Here is a 21498-nt window from a genome sequence, read left to right on the forward strand (position 1 = left end):
ATTACTGCTCCTTGGTTTCTTCACGTAGCAGAAGTTGTTGTTCGATAGTCGCAAGCGACGACAAGGTTTTTTCCATTTCATCACTTAGCGCTTGCTTTGCTTGTTTTGCTGCTAAGCTTTGCTGTAAATGTTGCTTTTGCAACCAAAGATACTGCTTTATATCGTCAGGCCAGTAATAGGCGTGATCGCTTTTTTCAAGTTGAGCAAGTGCTTTTTCAGGTTCTGTAGCACTTAACAAACACATTGATTTAAAAAGGCTTTTCAATTCATTCTCACCGACAAAATTTAGCTTTGACGTACTAGCTTTATAACCACCACACTGTGCTGCATGCCAAGCAATCACAGTACTTGCTGGCGGGTAGTTTGGCTCGCTTTTCGGGCGCGGTTTAGGATTAGGTTTTCCTTGCGATGCGACCTGATTATTTTCTGTCTTCACCTCTGCTACGGGCTTCTTTTGCGTTAATGTACAGCCCGTGATAAGCATCGAGCATGCAATGAGGATAAAACTGGCTTTATGTGCTAAGCCCATGTCAGTTAACTCCTTGGGTTAATTGAATTGGTAATTCGGCGGTAAAAACACACCCTTGAGGTTCGTTATCTGTAATAGAGAGTTTGCCATTTAATTGCTCTACGGTTTCTTTAACAATTGTGAGACCTAAGCCACTGCCCATCTCGCTCTGCTGTTTTGCATTTTTGCCTTGATAAAACGCACCAAATACCGCGGCCTTTTCGGAATCATCAATTCCATGTCCTTGATCAATAACACTGATAATAAGTTTGCCATGTTTGAAATTCGCTTTAATCGTGACACAGCCTTGTTCAGGCGAAAACTTGATTGCATTAGAAGTGAGTTGGATCAAGATCATTTCTAGTAACTCAATTGAAATATAAAGTGCTTTTTTAGGCAGCTCATCAACCCATAACAGTGATTGTTCACGTGCAACTAGACGATGTTCAAAGTGACGCTCAATCTTATCTTTTATGGCGGCAAAACTAAGCTCAGTCACTGTCTCTTTACTAGTACGAATCGCATTATAACTAAGTAAACTTTCTATCATTGCTCTAAGTCGCACCATGCTTTGGGTGATTAGCTCAAGGACTGCTTTTTGTTCATCATTAATAGGGCCAACAATTTCATCTGTTAATAGATCAGTTCCTTCAACCATTGAAGCAAGTGGGGTCTTTAACTCATGAGTTACATGACGTAAAAATGTATCTTTTTGCTGCTCAAGCATATGTAGCTGCGCTTGAACCCATTCAAGTTTGTTGCCAAGTTCAACTAACTCAGACGAGCCTCGGACATTTATTTTTTGCTGCCAATGGCCTTGACCTAGCTTATCAATCACGCTCGTTAGCTCTCGTAGACGACCACTGATCCGCCATAAAAACCCTCCGCCTACGAGTAGAGTCAAAGGAATAAGTGCTACTAACCAGTTAATAAAAGATGTTTGCAATGCTTTTAATTGCTGCTGGTTTTTAGTTATACGTAATTCGTTTTGCTCTCTAAGCCAATTGGTTTGCTCACTAATTAACTTACTTGCGGGGGCAAATAACTCACCATCTTGCTTTTGTTCAAATAAAAGATGCTGCTGTGCAAATTGCAGTACCTCAGCTAATTGACGCCACTGCAAAATATAATCAGCCGTAGGACTTAAAAAGATCAGTTCATCAATACGCTGAATTGATGAACTCCACTTATTTTCAATTAATGTATCTAAAGATTCACTCTTGAGTACCCAATTTTGCCGCGTTGCTCTTTCAAGGCTATTTAAGTCTTGCTTTAAATTGTTAAATACCTTAGTGATTTCATCATTATCACCCACAATTTCTTGCGTAACAGCCAGCTGTTTATTCAGTGCGTTTAAAAACAAAATCACCACTAAACACAATGGTAATAAGGAAAGTAAAATACTACATACAAACTGACCAATTAGGCTTGGTCGCCAGCTTAAACACTGTTTGCACTTAATTACTATGCTACTTTGCATACTTACCCTCATAAGAAACGCTGGCATTCATTATTCGTGAATGAACTTAGACACTCGCTGAATCCGAACTGAAAAAAGACAACTTACTGCCTAAATCAGGCGCAACGTTGCTATTTTGCAACAACACAACCAATTGAAAATTAAGATAAAAAAATAAAAACCAATAATTACGTTGCAAAAAAGACACATTACTCTGTAACTATTTCGTACCCAATAACAGCAAAATAACATAAATCATTGATAAAAAAGAAGAATAAAAGTTGGCACTGTTATTGTATTAGCACTTACAAATAAGTTTATTAGGACAGCAAATGAAAACGAGGACCTACACACTAGCCGTGCTGTTGAGTGTAATTTCAATGAGCAGTAATGCATTTGATTTAAAAGATACATTCAATGAATTAGATAAAGATAGCAATGGTTTTTTGAGTGATGCTGAAGCATCTGAAGACGCTTTATTACATGGAAACTTCACTCAAATTGATAGCAATCAAGATGGTCAAATTTCATTTGCAGAGTTTAAATCATTTATTAATTAGGAGTGTGTGATGAAACAACTTTTTGCAGCATTCTCGTTGATGTTTTTAGTTATCAGTGCCACCGTTTTAGCATCGCAAATGGATGTGCGTTTTGCGAAATTTGATACCAATGCCGATGGCGAAATTTCATTAACAGAAGCAACCAAACACGATAACTTACTTAAGCAATTTGCCGATCTGGATGAAAACGGCGATCAAGTTCTGTCTGAACAAGAGTTTGAGAAATTCAAACCTTAACGGCTTAAAGTGCTTGCCATAATCCCAGAGGGAATGTGTAAACGGATTTAAATTTTGGGACTTAAATTATGGCAAGCACTTTTACCAAAGCGTGTTGACCTTTGTGGATTAAAATTTGTTCACTCTGGGGACGATTCAATCGTGGCGCGAGATTTGTAACCTAGTGGGCTAAGTAAAAATCGAGCAACAAAGAGTTAATCGCCCCTAGGAAGAACCCGAAGGGCAGCGCGCCCTAATAAAGGAGAGTAATTATGAGAATTTTCTGGCTTGCTTCATGTACCTTAATTACTATAAGCTTCAACAGCTTAGCATTGGATGTAAAACAGCGCTTTGATCACCTAGATAAAGATAAAAACGGCTTTTTATCTTTGGAAGAACTTTCATCTCAACCGCATTTAAAAAAGCATATGGCGCAGTGGGATGAAAATAAAGATCAACAAATATCGCTTCTTGAATTTAAACACTACTTAACAAATAAGAGTTAAAGCAATGTCAAAATTAACCTTTGCCAGCCTCGCAATGTGTTGCGTATTTAGTACAATCAGTGTCGCTGCAGATAGTATTGGTGAAAAATTTAAACAACTAGACCGTAATGAAGATGGCTTCTTGAGCCGCTCAGAATCTGCTCGAGATCCAGCTTTATGGTCTCGGTTTAGTAATTACGATAATAATAAAGATAACAAGCTATCTCTCTCAGAATACAAGGCTTATGCCAGTAAATAGCCGTTATTTTTAGTCGAAATTTTCTTCTGTGAGTTGCAGTTTACTGCAACTCTGATACTGTTTTCATACATTAAAAAAATAATTAAAAGATTATGAAACTTATCATCAGCCTACTGGCAACAGCTTCACTGAGTTGTTTTGCCAACACCACAGTTATCTACAATGTAAATGGTTATACACCAACCTACCAAGGTGAAACCCAACACTTTTCAGCACTGGTTTTTAAAGACGGTAAAGTCGTAAAAACTGGCGATGACTCAATTAAAAAAAGCTTCCCTGACGCTACCACTATTGATGGCAAACAAGCCACTCTTTTACCTGGTTTAGTCGATGCTCATGGTCATGTGATTGGTTTAGGTAATAATCTGTCTCAACTTGATGTCAGAAATACCCGTTCAGCAGATGAGGTTGGCAAAATGCTGGCTGAATTTGCTAAAGATAAACAAGGCTGGATCATTGGCCGCGGCTGGAACCAAGAACAATGGCCCGGCGGACAGTTTCCAACCGCTGCTGATTTAGACAAATATGTAAAAGATAAACCCGTGGTACTTTCTCGGGTTGACGGCCATGCGGTCTGGGTTAACTCAAAAGCAATAGAATTAGCTGGGATATCTGCAGCCACCGATTCACCTGCTGGGGGAGAAATCATCAAACTGACTTCAGGTGAGCCATCAGGCGTATTTATTGATAAAGCCGAAACGCTTATTACAAAGCATGTACCAAAAGTAAGCCATGCCAGCATTAATACAGCATTAGACAATGCTGGTGAGCATTTACTAAGTTTGGGGATCACCTCAACCCATGATGCTGGTATCGATTATGATACATGGCAAGTATATAAGCAGCGTTCTGAGCAAAATACCCTGCCAGTTAGAATCGTCGCCATGCTTAGTGCCGCCGATCCTAAGCTAGAAGCCATGCTTAAAGCTGGTCGTTATAAAGATATGAACGACATGCTGTCTATTCGCAGTGTCAAAGTATACGCTGACGGTGCCTTGGGTAGTCGGGGTGCCGCTCTAATCGAAGAGTATGCAGATCGTAAAAATCATCATGGCTTAATGCTTGAAACCCAAGAGAAACTTGAACAATTATTTAACCTGAGTTTTGCTCATGGCTTTAGTGCGAACACCCACGCCATTGGTGATAAAGCCAACCATGTAGTGTTAGATGCTTACGAAAATGTGTTTAAAAAATCAGGAGGCATTTTACTGCGTAACCGCATTGAACATGCACAAATTGTTGCCCCTGATGACATTCCTCGCTTTAAGACACTAAAAATTATTCCATCAATGCAACCCGTTCATGCAACCTCTGATATGCATATGGCTGAGCAGCGTTTAACTGAGAAACAACTTGAAGGGGCTTACGCTTGGAAAACCTTTTTAGCGCAAGGTTCAGTAATTGCAGCGGGTTCTGATTTTCCTGTAGAGCTTGCCGACCCATTTGATGGTTTATATTCAGCCATTACACGAATGGATCACAATCAACAGCCTGAAGGCGGCTGGCGTCCTCAAGAATTATTATCTCGCGATGAAGCGCTGCGTGCTTTTACTTTAGGTGGTGCTTATGCCGCACATCAAGAGTTTAAAGTTGGTAGCTTAGAGCAAGGCAAATGGGCTGACTTTATTATGATTGATAAAGACTATTACAAGGTGCCTGTATCAGAAATTCACGATATTAGCGTTACTCAAACTTGGATTGCAGGCGAGCTTAAATATAAAAAAGAGGATTAAGGGTTTTTAGCGTCAGTTTTTTGCTGACGCTTTAACTTTATGATGTGGTAAATATTTACAAATGCCAGTAAGCCATTGGTGAAGGCCACCGGAACGGCACCAATTGCAAGACCATAAAAGGTAAAAGCAATACAGCCTGCTAGGTTGAACCAGCGGAGCTTTACCACATCACTCATCGTCAAAGAAGCAACTAACAGTGCAGATGCTAAATAGCCTAAATATTCCCAACTCAATTGTTCTCTCCTAGGCTTTAGGTTAGCATTGGGGCTTGTCATTTTTTTTGACGCACTCAGTGCTACTTTGACAATAAATAAAAAAGCTAACCTACTAAAAACCTTGTAAAGCTTAAGAAATCATCTTAGCTTTAAAATCATTACACGGGAAATGAAGGTATCAGTAACGTGTATCACCTTACTAGTAAGTTAGCATAAATTCTTTGAATCTTAATGCTAGCGTCATTAAGATGTAATAAATAGGACAATTGTCCGAAGAGCGGCGTTAATGTTTCAATATCATTTTTCAAGCTACCTTGTTGACCAGCTACTGACATTTGCAGGCAGTAGTTTTCAGCAAGCTAAAAAAGAAGTGCTTATTCACCAAGATCAACCACTCAGTAAACTTGTTTTAGTGAGAAGTGGCACTGTATCGTTTAGCTATGATGTGGGTAATGGCCGTCGCCTTTTATTAGGTCAACTTGATTGCAACAACACCCTGATTGGTGAAATTGAAGCGCTCAATAACTTACCCTGTATTTACACAGTAACTTGCTTTAGTGATGTCAGTTATAACTTAATAGAACTAAAGCACTGGCGTTCACTACTGTTAGAAAAGCCTGAACTGAGCTTATATACAGCGCAAACTATTGCTGCAAAATTCCAAGAAAATCAAAAAATAAATTTAGATAAATTACTTTTACCACTTAGCTATAACATAGCTAAAGATTGTTTACTGAGAGCAGAAAATAACAATCCCACTCTGCTGCGTGCATATCCAACGGTTAATGCAGAAGCTGAGCGCTTTGCCACAACTGAAAGAGCTTATAGACGTGTAGTAACAGAACTTGTTGAAAAAGGCTTAGTACAACGCAGTAATCAAGGCCTGCAAGTTGTTGATATTGAAAAACTGAGTGATTATGTAGAGAGTTTTTCGCAGTTATGACAGCATAACTGCGAAGAAATACTTGGATTACTTTTCTAACAAAATATCGTGGATATTTTTTAAATCAGACTTACCTTCAATAATCTCATCCGGTGTTAATCCTGACAGCTCATGCGGGAATACTAGCCATTCATCAGACTCATGAATGTAATAATCAGGTACCATATCTACCTTTGAGTTCTTAGGCTTGTAGTAAGGACATGCAACGCGAATATCACGTGGTAAGTTCAAACGCATTAGCTCAGAAAGCTTTTCTTTCAATGCAAAAATACTGCGGCCAGAATCAAACACGTCATCAACGATTAATAATGAGTTGTCTGCATTGGCATTTTCAATGATGTAATGCAAACCGTGAACTTTGATTTCTTTTGATTGTTGGTTAATACCGTAATACGAAGAAGTACGAACCGCGATGTGATCAGTCTCAATGCCTTTGTAATCGTAATATTCTTGAACTGCGATACCGATTGGTGCGCCACCACGCCAAATACCAATGATGAAATCAGGACGGAAACCATCTTTATAAACTTGTGCCGCAACACGAAATGAATCTTCAAGAAGCTGCTGCGCTGTGATATAGCACTTATCTGACATAAATAGAGACCCCAGTGTGAATGATCATTCAAGTGTAGCTAATTTAATAAAAACTAACCACAGGATGAGAAAATGTGGGGCGGGATTTTATACTAATTTACTCAAAAAAGCTTGTATCAGTTTGTAAAATTACTCTTTAGATCAAAAAAGCGCCTTAACTTTAGGTAAAGTTAAGGCGCTTAATTAGCTACAAGGAAATTACTTATGCTTTTTCTAGTAACGTTCTTGCAACGGTACGCATACCTTGTGTTGTAGCGCCTGCAGCCCACTCGCTTGTGCTACCCATGTTAAATGCTGCAGCAAGGTCAATGTGCACCCAACCTTTGCCTTCATTTGGCACAAAGCGTGATAAGAAACCAGCCGCGTTAGAAGCACCACCGAAGCCCCCCCCTTTTTGAGGACGGCTATTTGCTGTATCTGCATATGGTGATGGGCAGTTTTGTTGATGCCACTTTTCAAGAGGTAGAGGCCAAGCCGCTTCCATTTCTTGCTCTGCAAATTCCTGTACGTCACGTACTAGCTCTTTATCAAGACCAAACAGTGCGTTGTACTCTTGACCAACAGCAACAAGTGCAGCGCCTGTTAGCGTTGCTGCATCAATAATTAATGGCGCGCCAGACTCACCCGCAGCCATTAAGCCATCAGCTAGTACTAAACGGCCTTCAGCGTCAGTATTAACGATTTCAACTGTGGTGCCATTTTTGTAAGTTAAGATATCACCAAGTTTGTAGGCATGACCTGAAATAAGGTTTTCTGCACAACATAAGAACAATTTAATACGCTTGTTGATACCACGGCTGATAGCAAGCGCTAAGCCTGCTGTTACTGTTGCAGCACCACCCATATCGCACTTCATGCCTAGCATGCCTTCACTTGGTTTGATTGAATAACCACCTGAGTCAAACGTAATACCTTTGCCCACTAAAGCTGCTGCAACTGGCGCATTTTCATCACCCGTTGGATTATAATCTAGTGCTAATAAAACTGGCGGACGCTCACTACCACGACCAACTGCATGGATACCAATCCATTGCTGCTCCAACAACGCATCGCCTTTGATGATTTGATAGCTTACATGCTCAGGCGCTAACGACTGAATAAACTCAGCCGCTTTACCAGCTAGGCTTTCAGGGAAGATATCATCGGCTGTGCCGTTGATCATTTGGCGAGCCCATGTAGCCGCTTGCTTTAATGAAGCTAGCTCTTTGCTGTCTGTTTTTGCGTTCTCAACAAATTCAATCGCATCTAAATTCTTTGGTGAAACGAAACCTTGGTAAAAGGCCCACTGTGTTTCTGTGCACCAAACGTCACCCACTAACGCGATGTTTTTTAAACCTTGATTAGCTAACGTGCGTGCTGCTTTTTGAACACTTTTAAGTGTATCATGCTCAGTTAAATGAACAGTTGCGCCTTGTTCAGTAAAAGAAAGAGTGGCTTTTTCGCCCCAATGTGCGGCAGCACTGTGCTCGCTAAGTTGAACTAAAAATTTTTCTGACATGTTAGAATACTCTTTGCGCTAGAAATTGTCGCTCGAGTTTACTACAGCACGCGTCAGTTCCCAACTGCTTGCGATAAATAGCCAATATCGACGTGGTTCAGTCCATGTATTGAATTACATACAAAAATTAAAAGCGATCCAATAACGCCATGAAATTTACGCCACCATTACAATCTGCCACTTTACTCAAGCGCTATAAGCGCTTCTTAGCTGATTTAAAAACGCCTTGTGGTCACGAGTTTACCGCTCACTGCGCTAACACTGGTAAAATGACTGGTTGTGCAGAACCCGGCTTTAACGCTTATTACTCAACGAGTGACAACACTAAACGTAAGTATCCCCACTCTTTACAATTAACTGAAAACACGTTTAATCAGCTTATCTGTGTCAATACCGCTATTGCCAATCAAGTTGTCCACGAGGCAGTGCAAAATGGGGTGATTAAAGAGCTTGCTGACTATCAAACCCTAAACTCAGAAGTAAAGTACGGCCAAGAAAATAGTCGTATCGATTTTTTATTAACAGATGAACACAAACCCCACTGCTACGTAGAAGTAAAATCAGTGACATTGCTTTCGCAAGCAGAACCAGAATCTGGACAAGGTTATTTTCCGGATGCAAAAACGGAGCGAGGCCAAAAACATCTTCGAGAGTTAATAGAGATGGCGCAGCAAGGGTATCGTGCAGTGCTATTTTTTGCCGTTTTACATGAAGGTATCAACCAAGTAAGTGCGGCTGCACATATCGATCCTAAATACGCTCAGCTTTTAACAGATGCAATAGAAAATGGTGTTGAAGTCATTGCTTACAAAGCAAAAATTTCTGCTGAAGAAATTAAACTGCAAGAAAAATGTGATTTTCTGAGCTAACCAACTCTTTTACTAAAATGACAATAAAAAACACGATTTAAGTTGTATTATTTTTTTTTGCCTATATAACTTAGCAAATTTATTAAAATTATGAGTAGTGGCTCTACTCATGGCAATTTATGCAATCAGGGGTCGAGGCATATAAATTAAGCTAAAATAAATTTGCCTCAATCTAATGATTCTGCTATTTATAGCCGCCGGCTAACGCTGGGCAAAATATTAAGGATTTAGGAGAAAGTTATGCCAGACCAAAAAAGACTAGGGTTATTGGCTCAGGCCGGGTTGGAACCATACCAAGAACAGCCAGGTGAAGAGTATATGAATGAAGCACAACGTGCTCATTTCAAAAAAATTTTAGAAGCTTGGCGTAATGATTTACGTAACGAAGTTGACCGCACTAAATCGCATATGCAAGACGAGGCAGCTAACTTTCCAGATCCAGTAGACCGTGCAGCACAAGAAGAAGAATTCTCATTAGAACTTCGTACTCGTGACCGTGAACGTAAACTGATCAAAAAGATTGAAAAAACGATTCAACTAATCAAAGAAGATGACTTTGGTTTTTGTGAATCATGTGGTATCGAAATTGGTATCCGCCGCTTAGAAGCGCGTCCTACAGCAGACTTATGTGTTGACTGTAAAACGCTTGCGGAAATTAAAGAAAAACAATCTGGACGCGGTTAATTACACCCATTTGCTTAATTAGCCCATGCCTACCACAGCCGTTAATACGCAAAAGCGTGAATATCGTGGCCGCTTTGCGCCATCCCCTTCGGGGCCATTGCACTTTGGTTCACTTATAGCGGCTGTGGGGAGCTTCCTTGATGCAAAAGCCAATCAAGGAAAATGGTTAGTACGCATTGAAGATATCGACACAACGCGTGTTGTAAATGGTGCTAGCGACGACATATTACACACCCTAGAGGCTTACGGCCTGCACTGGGATGAAAGCGTAATCTACCAAACCCAACGTCATGAACAGTACCAAGCTATTGTTGATGAACTCATTTCTCAAAACCTTGTTTATGCATGCCATTGCACCCGTAAAGAAATTAAAGCTATCGGGGGCATTTACCAAGGTCATTGCCGACATAAAAATCATTCTTTAGCTGATTCAGCGCTGCGTTTAACCCAGCAATTTGCTACCAGCAACTATGATGATTTAATTCAAGGTGAGATCCATGTAGACAACCAGCTTGCACAAGAAGATTATCTAATTAAACGCAGTGATGGATTATTCGCCTATCAACTGGTTGTGGTTGTTGATGATATTGCACAAGGTATTTCTCATGTTGTTCGCGGCGCGGATCTACTTGAGCCCACAGCTAGGCAGCTAAGCTTATTTAAGCAACTTAATCAACCGGCTCCGCAGTATGCACATTTACCCCTTGCGGTTGCAAAACCGGGTTTTAAATTGTCAAAACAAAATTATGCGCCGGCCATTTCTAAAAAAGATCCTAAACCTGCACTGTTTGATGCCTTGCGCTTTTTAGGATTACAGCCTGAGGCATCCATCCTCTCGTTAAGCATTGAGCAAATGCTTGAGTGGGCAATTAAAACCTATCGTATGGAACTGGTTCCTAAGAGCCTAGAAATCCAAGTTAGTGAGGATCCTAACTCAGCTTTTTGTGACTTTCTTACTATTACAAAATAAATTGCCAATTTTAAAGGTAGAGTAACTTAATTTTTCAGCCACGCTGGTATATGATAGCGACCCAAAGTGTACGATTCATCAACACCTTGCTTTAGCGTCATATTAAACACTCCGTTATCGAGTCAATCTCTCATCGGCGAAGTAACAAACAAGCGCTATACTTGATGAGTCGCAGAGTCCGCGTCGTAGGAGACAGATTATTATTTCCAAGCTTTTTCAATTTTGTCGGCAGATTATTGGCCCAAATGCCACGACATCCAGTAATGCTGTACAAACGAGCGAGTTACCTTTGGTGATCGAGCGCAGTGAACATGGTATTTCACGCAAACAATTTAGCCCAAATGCAATCAAAGTATTATACCGCCTTAAAGAAGGTGGGTTTGATGCCTATCTAGTAGGTGGTTGTATTCGAGATATATTGTTAGGCCAGCAACCAAAAGATTTTGATGTTGTAACTAATGCAACGCCTGAGCAAATTAAAAAACTCTTTCGTAATTGTCGACTAATCGGCCGTCGCTTTCGCCTAGCGCATATTGTGTTTGGTCGCGAAATCATCGAAGTTGCTACCATGCGTGGTCACCATGAAGCGGATGAAAGTAAAAATCAAATAAGCCAATCAAGCGAACACGGGCAACTCCTGCGCGATAATGTCTACGGCAGTATTGAAGAAGATGCTGAACGCCGTGACTTTTCAATAAATGCACTGTACTACTCGATTAACGACTTTTGCATTTATGATTACGCTAACGGTATCAGCGCAATAAAAGCGAAGCAAATCGAGCTGATTGGCGACCCAGAAACCCGTTACCGTGAAGACCCTGTGCGTATGTTACGCGCGGTTAGGTTTGCAACAAAGTTGGGCATGAGCATAGCGCCTGCCACAGAAAAACCCATTAAAGGCCTTGCTAATTTACTAGATCATATTCCGCCAGCGCGTTTATTTGAAGAGTCACTTAAACTGTTCTTAAACGGCAAAGCAGAAGAAAACTATTTAATGCTCCGCCAATATGGGTTATTCAAAGCGCTCTTTCCTGCGCTTGATAAAATCTTAGATGCTAACCCAGATGGCATTGAGCATGCGTTTATTCTGCAAATGTTTAAAAACACAGATAAGCGTATTAATGCCGATAAAAAAGTCACTCCGGCCTTTATTTTTGCCGCTATATTGTGGTTTCCACTACTTAATATTGCGAAGAAACTACAACAGCGCGACCAACTGTCAGAATACGATGCATTTGCGCAAGCAATGAATAAAGTACTCAGTGAGAACGCGCAACATGTTGCAGTACCAAAACGCTTTACATTAGGTGCTCGTGATATTTGGCATATTCAGCAACGTCTTGATAAACGAGGTGGTCAGCGCGCCTACAGGCTAACGCAACAACCACGTTTTAAAGCAGCTTATGACTTCTTACTACTTCGAGTTCAAGCTGGTGAAGAGCAGCACGAAGAGCTGGCAACTTGGTGGACAACCTACCTAAGCCAAGACATCAACGGGCAAAAAGAAATGGTTAAAAACCTCGGCCATCAAGGTGGGCCGAAGCGTCGCCGCCGCCCTCGCAAGAAAAAAGCTGATTAAGTATGAACACGGTTTATTTAGGATTAGGCGCTAATTTAAATGCGCCACGTAAACAAATTCATGCAGCCGTTGAAGCGTTAAAAGCCTTAAAGGAAGTTGAGTTTGTCTGTGTCTCGCACGATTACGCAAGTAAACCTATGGGACCACAGGATCAACCTGACTATGTAAATGCCGTAGCCTGTGTTAAAACAGCATTACAACCTGAACAGCTACTTGATTTAACTCAAGCTATTGAACTTGAACATGGTCGAGTACGTAAAGAAGAACGCTGGGGTCCACGTACCCTTGATATAGATATTTTATTGTTCGCCAATGATGTGATCGACACCCCTCGCCTAACCGTGCCTCATTACGGCCTAACAGAGCGAGAATTTGTGGTGTATCCGCTACTTGAAATCGCGCCATCACTCATTTTACCGAACAATCAATCACTTGCTGATATAACAAAAACGTTGCCTTTAAACGGTTTACAACAACTCCCTCAGCAGTAATCAACCAAGGCAAAGCCTTAGAGGAAATTATGTCTAAAATCACCGTTTCAACTCTCAATAAAATGAAACAAGAACAACAAAAAATCACCGCATTAACAGCCTACGATGCCAGTTTTGCTAAATTGTTTCATGATAATGGCGTCGAGGTGATTTTAGTCGGTGACTCTTTAGGAATGGTATTGCAAGGTGGTGATGACACATTAGCAGTAACCAACAGTGAGATTGCTTATCACACACGCTGCGTACGTGCCGGTAGCCGTGAATTGTTTGTGATTGCTGACTTACCATTTATGACCTATGCCAACCCAACTGATGCGTGTAAAAATGCTGCAGAGCTAATGCGTGCAGGCGCTAATATGATCAAGCTTGAAGGCGGTGAGTGGCTGCACGACAGCATCAAGGCTATGACGCAACAAGGTATTCCAGTTTGCGGTCATTTGGGGTTAACGCCGCAATCTGTCCATGTTTTTGGTGGCTTTAAAATTCAAGGCCGCGAGCAGTCTCAAGCTGATAAAATGGTCAGTGATGCAAAAGCCCTTGAAGCAGCCGGCGCGCAACTTATCGTATTAGAATGCATACCAAGTGAGCTTGCTAAGCGTATTACTGATGAACTAAGCATTCCAACTATTGGTATTGGTGCTGGCAATCAAACTGATGGACAAATTTTAGTAATGCACGACTTAGTTGGCATTTCAGCAGGCTATATTCCTAAGTTCTCAAAAAACTTTTTATTAGAGACAGGCAATATGCCAGCAGCAGTGCAAAAGTATTGTGAAGATGTAAAAAGTGGTGCTTTCCCAAGTGCCGAACACGAGTTTAAATAAATGCAATCAATCACTGAAATCAAATCGTTACGCAGCCAAGTAAAAGCATGGCGTCAAGCAGGCCTGAGCATTGCGCTTGTGCCAACCATGGGCAATTTACATCAAGGCCACTTTTCACTTGTTGAAAAAGCCAAAACACTGGCTGATAAAGTCGTTGTAAGTATTTTTGTAAACCCGATGCAGTTCGGTGCCAATGAAGACCTTGATAGCTACCCACGTACGTTGAACGAAGACAAGCAAGGTTTAGCAGATCTTGGTACTGACATTGTGTTTACCCCTTCTGTTGAGACTATTTATCCGAATGGTTTAGGCGAACAAAGTTTTGTCGATGTACCGGGTGTGTCTATGGGTTACTGTGGTGGCTCACGTCCTGGTCACTTTAAAGGTGTTGCGACGGTTGTTACTAAGTTATTCAATTTGGTTCAACCTGACTTTGCTTGTTTTGGTGAAAAAGATTTTCAGCAGCTACAAGTCATTAAAACCATGACGCGCGATTTATCTATTCCAGTTGAAATTATTGGCGTACCTACTTGTCGCGAAATATCTGGGCTTGCCATGAGCTCTCGTAATGGCTATTTATCTGATGAGCAAAAAGACACCGCAAAAGTGCTGTTTGCCACGCTAAATAATACAGCAACAGCACTCAAACAAGGTAACGCAGACATCGCAACACTTGAGGCTGATGCAAAAACTCAGCTCGAAATGGCAGGACTAAAACCTGACTATTATTCGATTGCAGAGCGCTCAACACTAAAACCAGCCACCGCGGCTGATAAACAACTTGTTATTTTAGCTGCCGCCTATTTAGGTACAGTGCGTTTAATTGACAATTTACAAGTTGAGCTGGATTAAATAGCAACAATCTGGGTAAGATGGATTGCAAAGAATAGACATAAACTAGGGATAAGCATGAAAAAACTACCAGCAATTGCAGCAACATTGTTTGCTATGACATTACTGTCTGCCTGCTCAAACAAAATTGACAATCCAGAAATGCAGCAATGTGCTCAGCAAAACTATCAATGCGAAGCAAGCTGTGAACAACAAAGCACGGCTGATGGCTTAGTTCATAAAGTCTGTAGCAACAAGTGCATTGAAGCTTACAACCAATGTAAAGCCAATGCAGAAAAATTAGGTGAAGTTAAATAAGCTGATTTTTCGAGGCACTGAAAACACCTTCAGTGCCTGCACTCCCCTCCTCGATTACAATTTCGCTTTCACAATTAAGCCTATGGTAATTTTGTTCATATTTTTGTTCGTCCTTTAAGCTATTCATATTAGGGCAAGCTTTCGTTCATTAAACTTCTCCATATTGGTGACGAATAAACAACTGCAACCGTGTAATTGTTTCTCACTAATTTCAAATTTTTACCAACTCGCATTTACTGTACGAACTCAAAGCCATTGAGAATATTAGTTTTTATTATGGGTTCAGTAATTGCTAAGAGATATGAATGAATTAACGTGATTTACGGCTAAAGGAAAATTGAATGAGACCAGAAACCCGAACTAAGCTCTTCAGCGCTGTCAAAAAGAAGACCTTCTTGGGCGTATTATTAGCCATGAGTGCAGGTACTAGTTACGCTATTGAAGACCCAGACCAGCCAAAAGCGACTGAAACAGAACAAACAGCCGTCAAGGTTCAAGCTACCGAAAATGAAAAACAGCAAGTAAAGGATAATACTGCTGTTGAGCTTAAGCCTGCAATGATCACGATTCCTCAAGAAAAGCTATTTGAAGTCATCAAGGCTCGCGCAAAGAAATTAGCATCTGAACCGTATGTTGCACCAAAAGATTTAGAGCTTGAAGCATTAACAAGCATCGGCTATCAAGATTATCGTGCAATCCGTTTTCGTACTGATAAAGCAATTTGGAAAGATCAAAGCCTGTATGAAGTGCAGTTATTCCACCCAGGCTTTTTATACCGTTCACCGGTTGCTATTAATACTGTTGAGCAAAATGCTGAAGTAAAGAGTTTACCATTTAAAACAGATTACTATCGTTACGATGCAACCGCTGCACCATTAGAACAAGAGATCAGTAAAGCAATTGCCAATACACAACTTGGTCATGCAGGTTTCCGCTTGCATTTTCCACTCAATAATAATGAGTACAAAGACGAAGTTGCAGTATTCCAAGGTGCTTCTTATTTTCGTTTAGTAGGCCCGCATCAAGTATATGGTCTTTCAGCCCGCGGTCTTGCTATTGATACTGCCTTGAATTCAGGTGAAGAGTTCCCAGTGTTTAAAGAGTTTTGGTTAGTAAAACCAGCACCCGAAGATACCACTATCGTGCTTTATGCCCTATTAGACAGCCCATCAGTATCAGGTGCTTATCGCTTTGAATTAACACCTTCTACCAATACTGAAGTAAAAACCGAGATGCAGATCTTTGCTCGTAAAGACATTAAAAAACTTGGGATTGCCCCTTTAACAAGCATGTTCTATCACGGTGAAAACAGTACCAAGTTTTTTGATGATTACCGCCCAGAAGTGCATGACTCTGATGGTCTCTTGATGCAATCAGAACAAGGTCAATGGGTTTGGCGTGCACTGAATAACCCAAAAAAATTAAGCGTTACTTCGTTTAGCTACGATAATCCAAAAGGCTTTGGTTTAGCGCAACGAGACCGTGACTTTAATAACTACCTTGATACCGAGGCACATTACCATAATCGTCCGAGCATGTGGATTGAGCCACTTGGTGCGTGGGGTAAAGGACGCGTTGAGTTAGTTGAGATCCCAACAGATACAGAAACCAACGACAATATTGTTAGCTATTGGGTGCCAGAGCAGCCAATGAAAGCCGGTGACAACTTAAGCTTTAGTTACAAGCTTTCAACTTTCAATGCCACGCTTGCAACTCAAGATAAAGCGAGTGTGTTAAGAACCCGAATTGGTAGTGCTGCACTTCCGGGTGAGAAGAATCCGCCACCGAAAAGTCATCGTCAATTTACCGTAGATTTTAGTGGTGAAAACATCAATCAACTTTCAGCTAATTTTGCCATGATGGCCGATTTAACCCTGTCATCAGGTCAAGTGAGCGATAAAACTGTGCAGCAGTTACCAAATAATCAAGGATGGCGCGTAGCCTTTAAAGTGGCGCCAGAGGGAGATAAGCCTGTAGATATGCGCTTATCGTTAAAACTACGTGACAAAGAAATCAGCGAGGTATGGAGCTATGTCTGGTATCCAAACGACGTCCAATAGTAAAGCATTAGAAGCAACAGCAATGCCGTTCAAAAAAACACGCGCTTGGCTTTTTTCGAGCCTAGCGCTCACCATTACCGCCTATGGCGTGTGGATCATGTTCGATATTTTAAATTCTAACGGCATGACACCGCTTGAGTACGCTTTACTGGCATTATTTACAGTCACCTTCGCGTGGATTGTTACAGCCTTTTGTAGTGGCTGTATGGGCTTCATCCTGCAATTATTTCGTATTGACCCGTTGACCTTAAAACGTCAAAAACCAATCGAGATTGATCAGCATGCCTTAAGCCAAACTAAAACAGCCATTGTTATGCCTATCTACAATGAAGATACAGAACGTGTGATAGCTGGTTTTGAAGTTAGCCTTCGCTCGCTGGCAAAAACAGGGCAGATGCCACATTACGACTTTTACTTGCTTAGTGATACGCAAGACCCTGAAATTGCTCGTAATGAACTTAAAGCATGGAATGCACTCACTAAACGCTTAGGTGATTTAGCAAAGCATACCTTTTATCGTCGCCGTGAAGACAATAAACACCGTAAAGTAGGTAACTTAACCGACTTTTGTGAACGTTGGGGTAGCCAATACGATCACATGATTGTACTTGATGCCGATAGCATTATGACGGGTCAGTGTATGCTCGAGCTTACTGCTAGCATGATCAGTAATCCAAAATCAGGCTTAATCCAAACTATTCCAATTCCAGTTCGCCAAGACACGTTTTTTGGTCGCTTTTTACAGTTTGCCTCAATTTTATATAGCCCGATGCTAGCAACCGGTTCTGCTTTTTGGCAAACAAACCAAGCAAACTACTGGGGTCACAACGCCATTATTCGCGTTGAGGCATTCACTAAATGCTGCGGTCTGCCAGTTTTAAAAGGCAATGCCCCATTTGGTGGTGAGATTTTAAGTCATGACTTCGTCGAAGCTTCACTTCTTCATCGTAGTGGCTGGGATGTGTTACTGCTGAGCGATGTTGAAGGTAGTTACGAAGAAGTACCAAGTAATATTCTTGATTATGCGATTCGTGATAGACGTTGGGTGCAAGGTAATATCCAGCATTTAGGTTTATTGCCTAAATCTGGCCTTAAGCTAATGAGTAAAATGCACTTTTTATTTGGTGCCACAGCCTATATCTCATCGTTAATTTGGTTATCTATGCTGGCATTAAGTACCTTAGATGCGGTGACTCGTGCGCTGAATAGTGACGTGTATTTTAACCATGCTTATCAGCTTTTCCCTACTTGGCAAATTGCCAAAACAGATTTAATTGATTCGTTATTATTTATTACTGCCGTGCTGTTGTTACTGCCAAAATTAATGGGTGTTATTGTAACTTTGGTACACCGTAACAAAGCCTTTGGCGGCACCATGAAGCTTATTGCAGGTTCAGTCATCGAAACCATTTTTGCGATTGTGATTGCACCGCTAATGATGGTATTTCATAGCTATTTTGTAGTATGCGTATTTTTGGGTAAAAAAGTCAGTTGGGATGCACAGCCTCGTGAAGGCCGCATGGTGCCTTGGAAAGAAGCGATTGGTTATACGTTATTTTCGACTATTACCGCAATTATTTGGGGAGGCGTCGCTTACTACTTCACACCAACCTTCTTTTGGTGGTTATCACCTATTTTAGTGGGTCTTATTTTGGCTGCACCGATTGTACGCTACTCAAGTAGCATCGGCTTAGGTGTTAAAATGCGTAAAATGGGTTTATTTTTATGCCCAAGTGAAGTTGAAAACGATGATACTTTAGCGGCACTTCGTGTACACCAACAAGAAATTGGTTTACCAAAAGATGAACATGCTGACTTTAGTGTTCCTGCATTACCGAATGAATACCCTACGGTAATGCCAATTCAAAGCTTTAAGGCACCTTCGGGTAAAAAGCGTAAGCAAGTACGTATTGCTCAGCAACGTATTAAAGCCAAGCTCTTTGCCAAAAGCTAAACGAAAAAAAACCGCTCAATGAGCGGTTTTCTTAGCTATGTCTGTATGGTTGTTACAGAAGGCCTAGCTTTTTAAGTTCAGCCATTGCCATTTTGCCTGAAAGTGGCACATAACCATCTTTCTCAACAATTTTTTGACCATCTACAGATAACACCATTTTTAAGAACTCTGCATCAATTGGTGCAAGAGGCTTGTTAGGGTGCTTGTTCACGTAAACATATAAGAAACGAGATAGTGGGTATTTACCTGTTGCTACGTTTTCTAATGTTGCATCAACAAAGTTATCGCCTTTCTTAGCAAGTGGTACTGTACGTACACCTGATGTTTTATAACCGATACCTGAGTAACCAATCGCGTTCACTGACGAAGAGATTGACTGTACTACAGATGCAGAACCAGGCTGTTCGTTTACGTTATTACGGAAGTCACCTTTACAAAGTGCTTTTTTCTTAAAGTAACCGTAAGTACCCGATACTGAGTTACGACCGTAAAGCTGAATATCTTTTGCAGCCCAATCGCCTTCTAGACCAACATCGCTCCAACGGTTAACTTCTGCTTCAGCACCACATTTACGTGTAGAAGAGAAAATCGCGTCAACTTGGTCAATACGTAAACCTTTGATTGGATTGTCTTTGTGTACGAATACAGCAAGTGCATCGATTGCAACGCGTACTTCAGTTGGCTTATAGCCGTAACGTTTTTCGAATGCTTCAATTTCTTTTGACTTCATACGACGGCTCATAGGGCCGAAGTTTGCTGTACCTTCAGTTAATGCAGGTGGAGCCGTTGAAGAACCCGCTGCTTGAATTTGGATGTTCACGTTTGGATAGAAGCGTTTGTACTCTTCTGCCCAGAACGTCATCATGTTTGCAAGCGTGTCAGAACCTACAGATGAGAAGTTACCAGAGATACCACTTGTTTTTGTGTACTCAGGCATATCTTTATCTACTGCAGCTGCTTGTGCTGATACAAATGTTGTTACAGCCACACCCATTGCGGCAACGAGATTTTTGAATTTCATAGGGGTTACTCCGATTTGTTCGTCCCATTTCCTAACTGCGGTCTACTCTAATGACACTAGATGACAGTTAGATTACTCTAAAATGACATTTTTATGACTTTGCAGTTTTTTCAATTTTTTCTACTATCGATACGATTTTTTCATTACCAAATGCGAACGAAAAAGTTGAACCCTTTCCTAATTGACTGCGAATATCTAAACGGCTGTCATGACGTGTAAGTACATGTTTTGTAATAGCTAAACCTAAGCCAGAACCACCAGTAGTGCGGCTACGAGCCTTGTCTACACGATAAAAACGTTCCGTTAAGCGGTTTATGTGCTCTGCGGCAATGCCATCGCCATTATCGGTCACACTAAATAAAGCTTGGTCATTTTTACGCTGCCAATCAACCACGATTTTGCCGCCAGGCTTGGTGTAATGAATGGCATTAAAAACAAGGTTAGAAAAGGCACTACGCAATTCATCTTCAGCACCTTTTATATCGAGGCTGGCATCAATGTTAAAAATCAGTTCATGACCTTTATCTTGATTTAGTGACTGTGCCTCAGTTTGAATATAGGTAAGCAGCTGCGGTACATTGACAGGCTTGTCGTTATCTTGACGACGCGCCCCTTCAATCCGCGACAGCGACAGCAATTGATTAACCAAGCTGTCCATTCGCTTACATTGCTCGAGCATAGTCGTTTGCGCTTTGTGCCACATTGCAGGAGGTGGCAGGCTTTCTGAATCAAGCATTTCTAAGTAACCGGTTACCACCGTAAGCGGTGTTCTTAGCTCATGAGACACATTAGCCACAAAATCTTTTCGCATTTGTTCTAGTTGCTTTAAGCGCGTGACATCACGCACTACCATCATCAACTGCGAACTTGCATAAGGCATAACACGAAACTCTAGAGTTTGATCGTAGCTGTGGCCACCATCAAGCTCGAGCGGTTCATCGAAACAGGCTTTGTGCATATACTTAGCAAATTTGGGATCGCGAATAAGATTATCTAAGCGTTGCCCATGATCGGTCGGCCATTGTAGCCCTAACACTTTAAGTGCTAGCTGGTTACACCATATAATACTGAGATCTTTTTGTAGTACCACAACGGCATCAGGTACCGCTTCAGCACCATCTCGAAAACGGCGTATTAAATCTGCCAGTTCATTGCGTTTTTTACGGTTACGATGTTGTAAATGATAAATCCCTTCAAAGACTTGCTCCCACGCTCCCTCCCCTTCAGGTGGGTTAAAACTACGTTGATTAAGGAGCCAATCGCTGAGGCGATATAATTGATGATAATGCCAAATTAGAAGTGCAAAAGAGCCTAAAAATAAAAGCAAAAAAGGCGCACCTACAAGTACGCCAACTAATAACAAGGGTAAGAAATACATAAACAGGCGTTTTGCTAACGCCTGTTTATTCACTACTCGATACATACAC

General features: G+C 41.1%; 23 protein-coding genes. 16 read left to right on the forward strand and 7 right to left on the reverse strand.

The features are described 5' to 3' along the window. Position 1: 1 nt before the first annotated feature. Together QL229_RS00525 and QL229_RS00530 are read right to left on the reverse strand one after the other, a co-directional pair. Positions 2–529 (reverse strand): hypothetical protein, encoded by a 528-nt coding sequence (locus QL229_RS00525; RefSeq protein ID WP_235383266.1) that lies wholly within the window; start codon positions 527–529, stop codon positions 2–4. A gap of 1 nt (position 530) precedes the next feature. Next, entirely contained in the window at positions 531–1988 is a 1458-nt protein-coding gene (locus QL229_RS00530) for a HAMP domain-containing sensor histidine kinase (RefSeq protein ID WP_235383265.1), read from the reverse strand. A gap of 359 nt (positions 1989–2347) precedes the next feature. On the opposite strand from QL229_RS00530, the gene QL229_RS00535 reads away from it, so the two are divergent. From QL229_RS00535 to QL229_RS00555, 5 genes are all read left to right on the forward strand, one after another. Further along, positions 2348–2527, forward strand: coding sequence for an EF-hand domain-containing protein (locus QL229_RS00535; RefSeq protein WP_235383269.1), 180 nt, complete (start codon positions 2348–2350; stop codon positions 2525–2527). A gap of 9 nt (positions 2528–2536) precedes the next feature. Next, positions 2537–2764 carry a hypothetical protein gene (locus QL229_RS00540; protein WP_135925974.1) on the forward strand — a complete coding sequence of 76 codons (228 nt, stop codon included), beginning with the start codon at positions 2537–2539 and terminating at the stop codon, positions 2762–2764. Positions 2765–3015: 251 nt separating this feature from the next. After that, entirely contained in the window at positions 3016–3249 is a 234-nt protein-coding gene (locus tag QL229_RS00545; RefSeq protein WP_138558372.1) for an EF-hand domain-containing protein, read from the forward strand. 4 nt (positions 3250–3253) lie between these two features. Beyond that, a complete protein-coding gene (locus tag QL229_RS00550) occupies positions 3254–3487 on the forward strand; it encodes an EF-hand domain-containing protein (RefSeq protein ID WP_135925976.1) in 234 nt (77 codons plus the stop codon). Between the two features lie 92 nt (positions 3488–3579). Further along, complete coding sequence (locus QL229_RS00555) at positions 3580–5220, forward strand: amidohydrolase (protein WP_199526291.1); 1641 nt, start codon at positions 3580–3582, stop codon at positions 5218–5220. Here the strand turns inward: QL229_RS00555 and QL229_RS00560 are convergent. Further along, entirely contained in the window at positions 5217–5453 is a 237-nt protein-coding gene (locus QL229_RS00560; protein ID WP_235383264.1) for a uroporphyrinogen decarboxylase, read from the reverse strand. The two genes, QL229_RS00555 and QL229_RS00560, sit on opposite strands and share 4 nt — an antisense overlap. A 268-nt stretch (positions 5454–5721) precedes the next feature. Here QL229_RS00560 and QL229_RS00565 point away from each other — a divergent pair, with 268 nt between their 5' ends. Then, positions 5722–6378, forward strand: a complete 657-nt coding sequence (locus QL229_RS00565) for a Crp/Fnr family transcriptional regulator (protein ID WP_135925979.1) — start codon at positions 5722–5724, stop codon at positions 6376–6378. Between the two features lie 27 nt (positions 6379–6405). Here the strand turns inward: QL229_RS00565 and QL229_RS00570 are convergent, their stop codons facing one another. Both QL229_RS00570 and pepB read right to left on the reverse strand, forming a co-directional pair. Beyond that, positions 6406–6972, reverse strand: coding sequence for a phosphoribosyltransferase family protein (locus QL229_RS00570; protein ID WP_138558375.1), 567 nt, complete (start codon positions 6970–6972; stop codon positions 6406–6408). 202 nt (positions 6973–7174) lie between these two features. Next, complete coding sequence (pepB, locus tag QL229_RS00575) at positions 7175–8470, reverse strand: aminopeptidase PepB (RefSeq protein ID WP_135925981.1); 1296 nt, start codon at positions 8468–8470, stop codon at positions 7175–7177. Between the two features lie 149 nt (positions 8471–8619). Between pepB and sfsA the strand changes: the two genes are divergently transcribed. From sfsA to mdoH, 10 genes are all read left to right on the forward strand, one after another. Next, positions 8620–9339, forward strand: coding sequence for a DNA/RNA nuclease SfsA (gene sfsA, locus QL229_RS00580; RefSeq protein ID WP_235383263.1), 720 nt, complete (start codon positions 8620–8622; stop codon positions 9337–9339). A 240-nt stretch (positions 9340–9579) separates the two neighbouring features. Next, positions 9580–10023 carry an RNA polymerase-binding protein DksA gene (gene dksA / locus QL229_RS00585; protein WP_135925983.1) on the forward strand — a complete coding sequence of 148 codons (444 nt, stop codon included), beginning with the start codon at positions 9580–9582 and terminating at the stop codon, positions 10021–10023. Positions 10024–10048: 25 nt separating this feature from the next. Continuing rightward, a complete protein-coding gene (gluQRS, locus tag QL229_RS00590; RefSeq protein ID WP_235403586.1) occupies positions 10049–10993 on the forward strand; it encodes a tRNA glutamyl-Q(34) synthetase GluQRS in 945 nt (314 codons plus the stop codon). A gap of 292 nt (positions 10994–11285) precedes the next feature. Continuing rightward, the gene (pcnB, locus tag QL229_RS00595) at positions 11286–12572 is read left to right on the forward strand and encodes a polynucleotide adenylyltransferase PcnB (RefSeq protein ID WP_235383261.1); all 1287 of its coding nucleotides are present in this window, start codon (positions 11286–11288) and stop codon (positions 12570–12572) included. Positions 12573–12574: 2 nt separating this feature from the next. Continuing rightward, a complete protein-coding gene (folK, locus tag QL229_RS00600) occupies positions 12575–13063 on the forward strand; it encodes a 2-amino-4-hydroxy-6-hydroxymethyldihydropteridine diphosphokinase (RefSeq protein WP_135925986.1) in 489 nt (162 codons plus the stop codon). Between the two features lie 29 nt (positions 13064–13092). Then, on the forward strand, positions 13093–13887 hold the full coding sequence (panB, locus tag QL229_RS00605; protein WP_138558378.1) for a 3-methyl-2-oxobutanoate hydroxymethyltransferase: 795 nt from the start codon (positions 13093–13095) through the stop codon (positions 13885–13887). Further along, positions 13888–14739, forward strand: coding sequence for a pantoate--beta-alanine ligase (gene panC / locus QL229_RS00610; RefSeq protein ID WP_135925988.1), 852 nt, complete (start codon positions 13888–13890; stop codon positions 14737–14739). It begins immediately after the preceding gene. 57 nt (positions 14740–14796) lie between these two features. Beyond that, entirely contained in the window at positions 14797–15036 is a 240-nt protein-coding gene (locus tag QL229_RS00615) for a hypothetical protein (protein ID WP_062564854.1), read from the forward strand. A gap of 341 nt (positions 15037–15377) precedes the next feature. Next, entirely contained in the window at positions 15378–17096 is a 1719-nt protein-coding gene (locus QL229_RS00620; RefSeq protein WP_235383260.1) for a glucan biosynthesis protein G, read from the forward strand. Further along, positions 17068–19050, forward strand: coding sequence for a glucans biosynthesis glucosyltransferase MdoH (gene mdoH, locus QL229_RS00625; RefSeq protein ID WP_135925990.1), 1983 nt, complete (start codon positions 17068–17070; stop codon positions 19048–19050). The genes QL229_RS00620 and mdoH overlap by 29 nt, the downstream gene beginning before the upstream one ends. A gap of 52 nt (positions 19051–19102) precedes the next feature. On the opposite strand, the gene QL229_RS00630 is transcribed toward mdoH, so the two are convergent. Beyond that, the gene (locus QL229_RS00630; protein ID WP_135925991.1) at positions 19103–20071 is read right to left on the reverse strand and encodes a phosphate ABC transporter substrate-binding protein PstS family protein; all 969 of its coding nucleotides are present in this window, start codon (positions 20069–20071) and stop codon (positions 19103–19105) included. Between the two features lie 91 nt (positions 20072–20162). Further along, on the reverse strand, positions 20163–21494 hold the full coding sequence (gene phoR, locus QL229_RS00635) for a phosphate regulon sensor histidine kinase PhoR (protein ID WP_135925992.1): 1332 nt from the start codon (positions 21492–21494) through the stop codon (positions 20163–20165). Positions 21495–21498 lie beyond the last annotated feature (4 nt).

Source organism: Pseudoalteromonas sp. PAR1 (genome assembly GCF_947311895.1).
In the GTDB taxonomy this organism is placed as follows: Bacteria; Pseudomonadota; Gammaproteobacteria; order Enterobacterales; family Alteromonadaceae; genus Pseudoalteromonas; species Pseudoalteromonas lipolytica_C.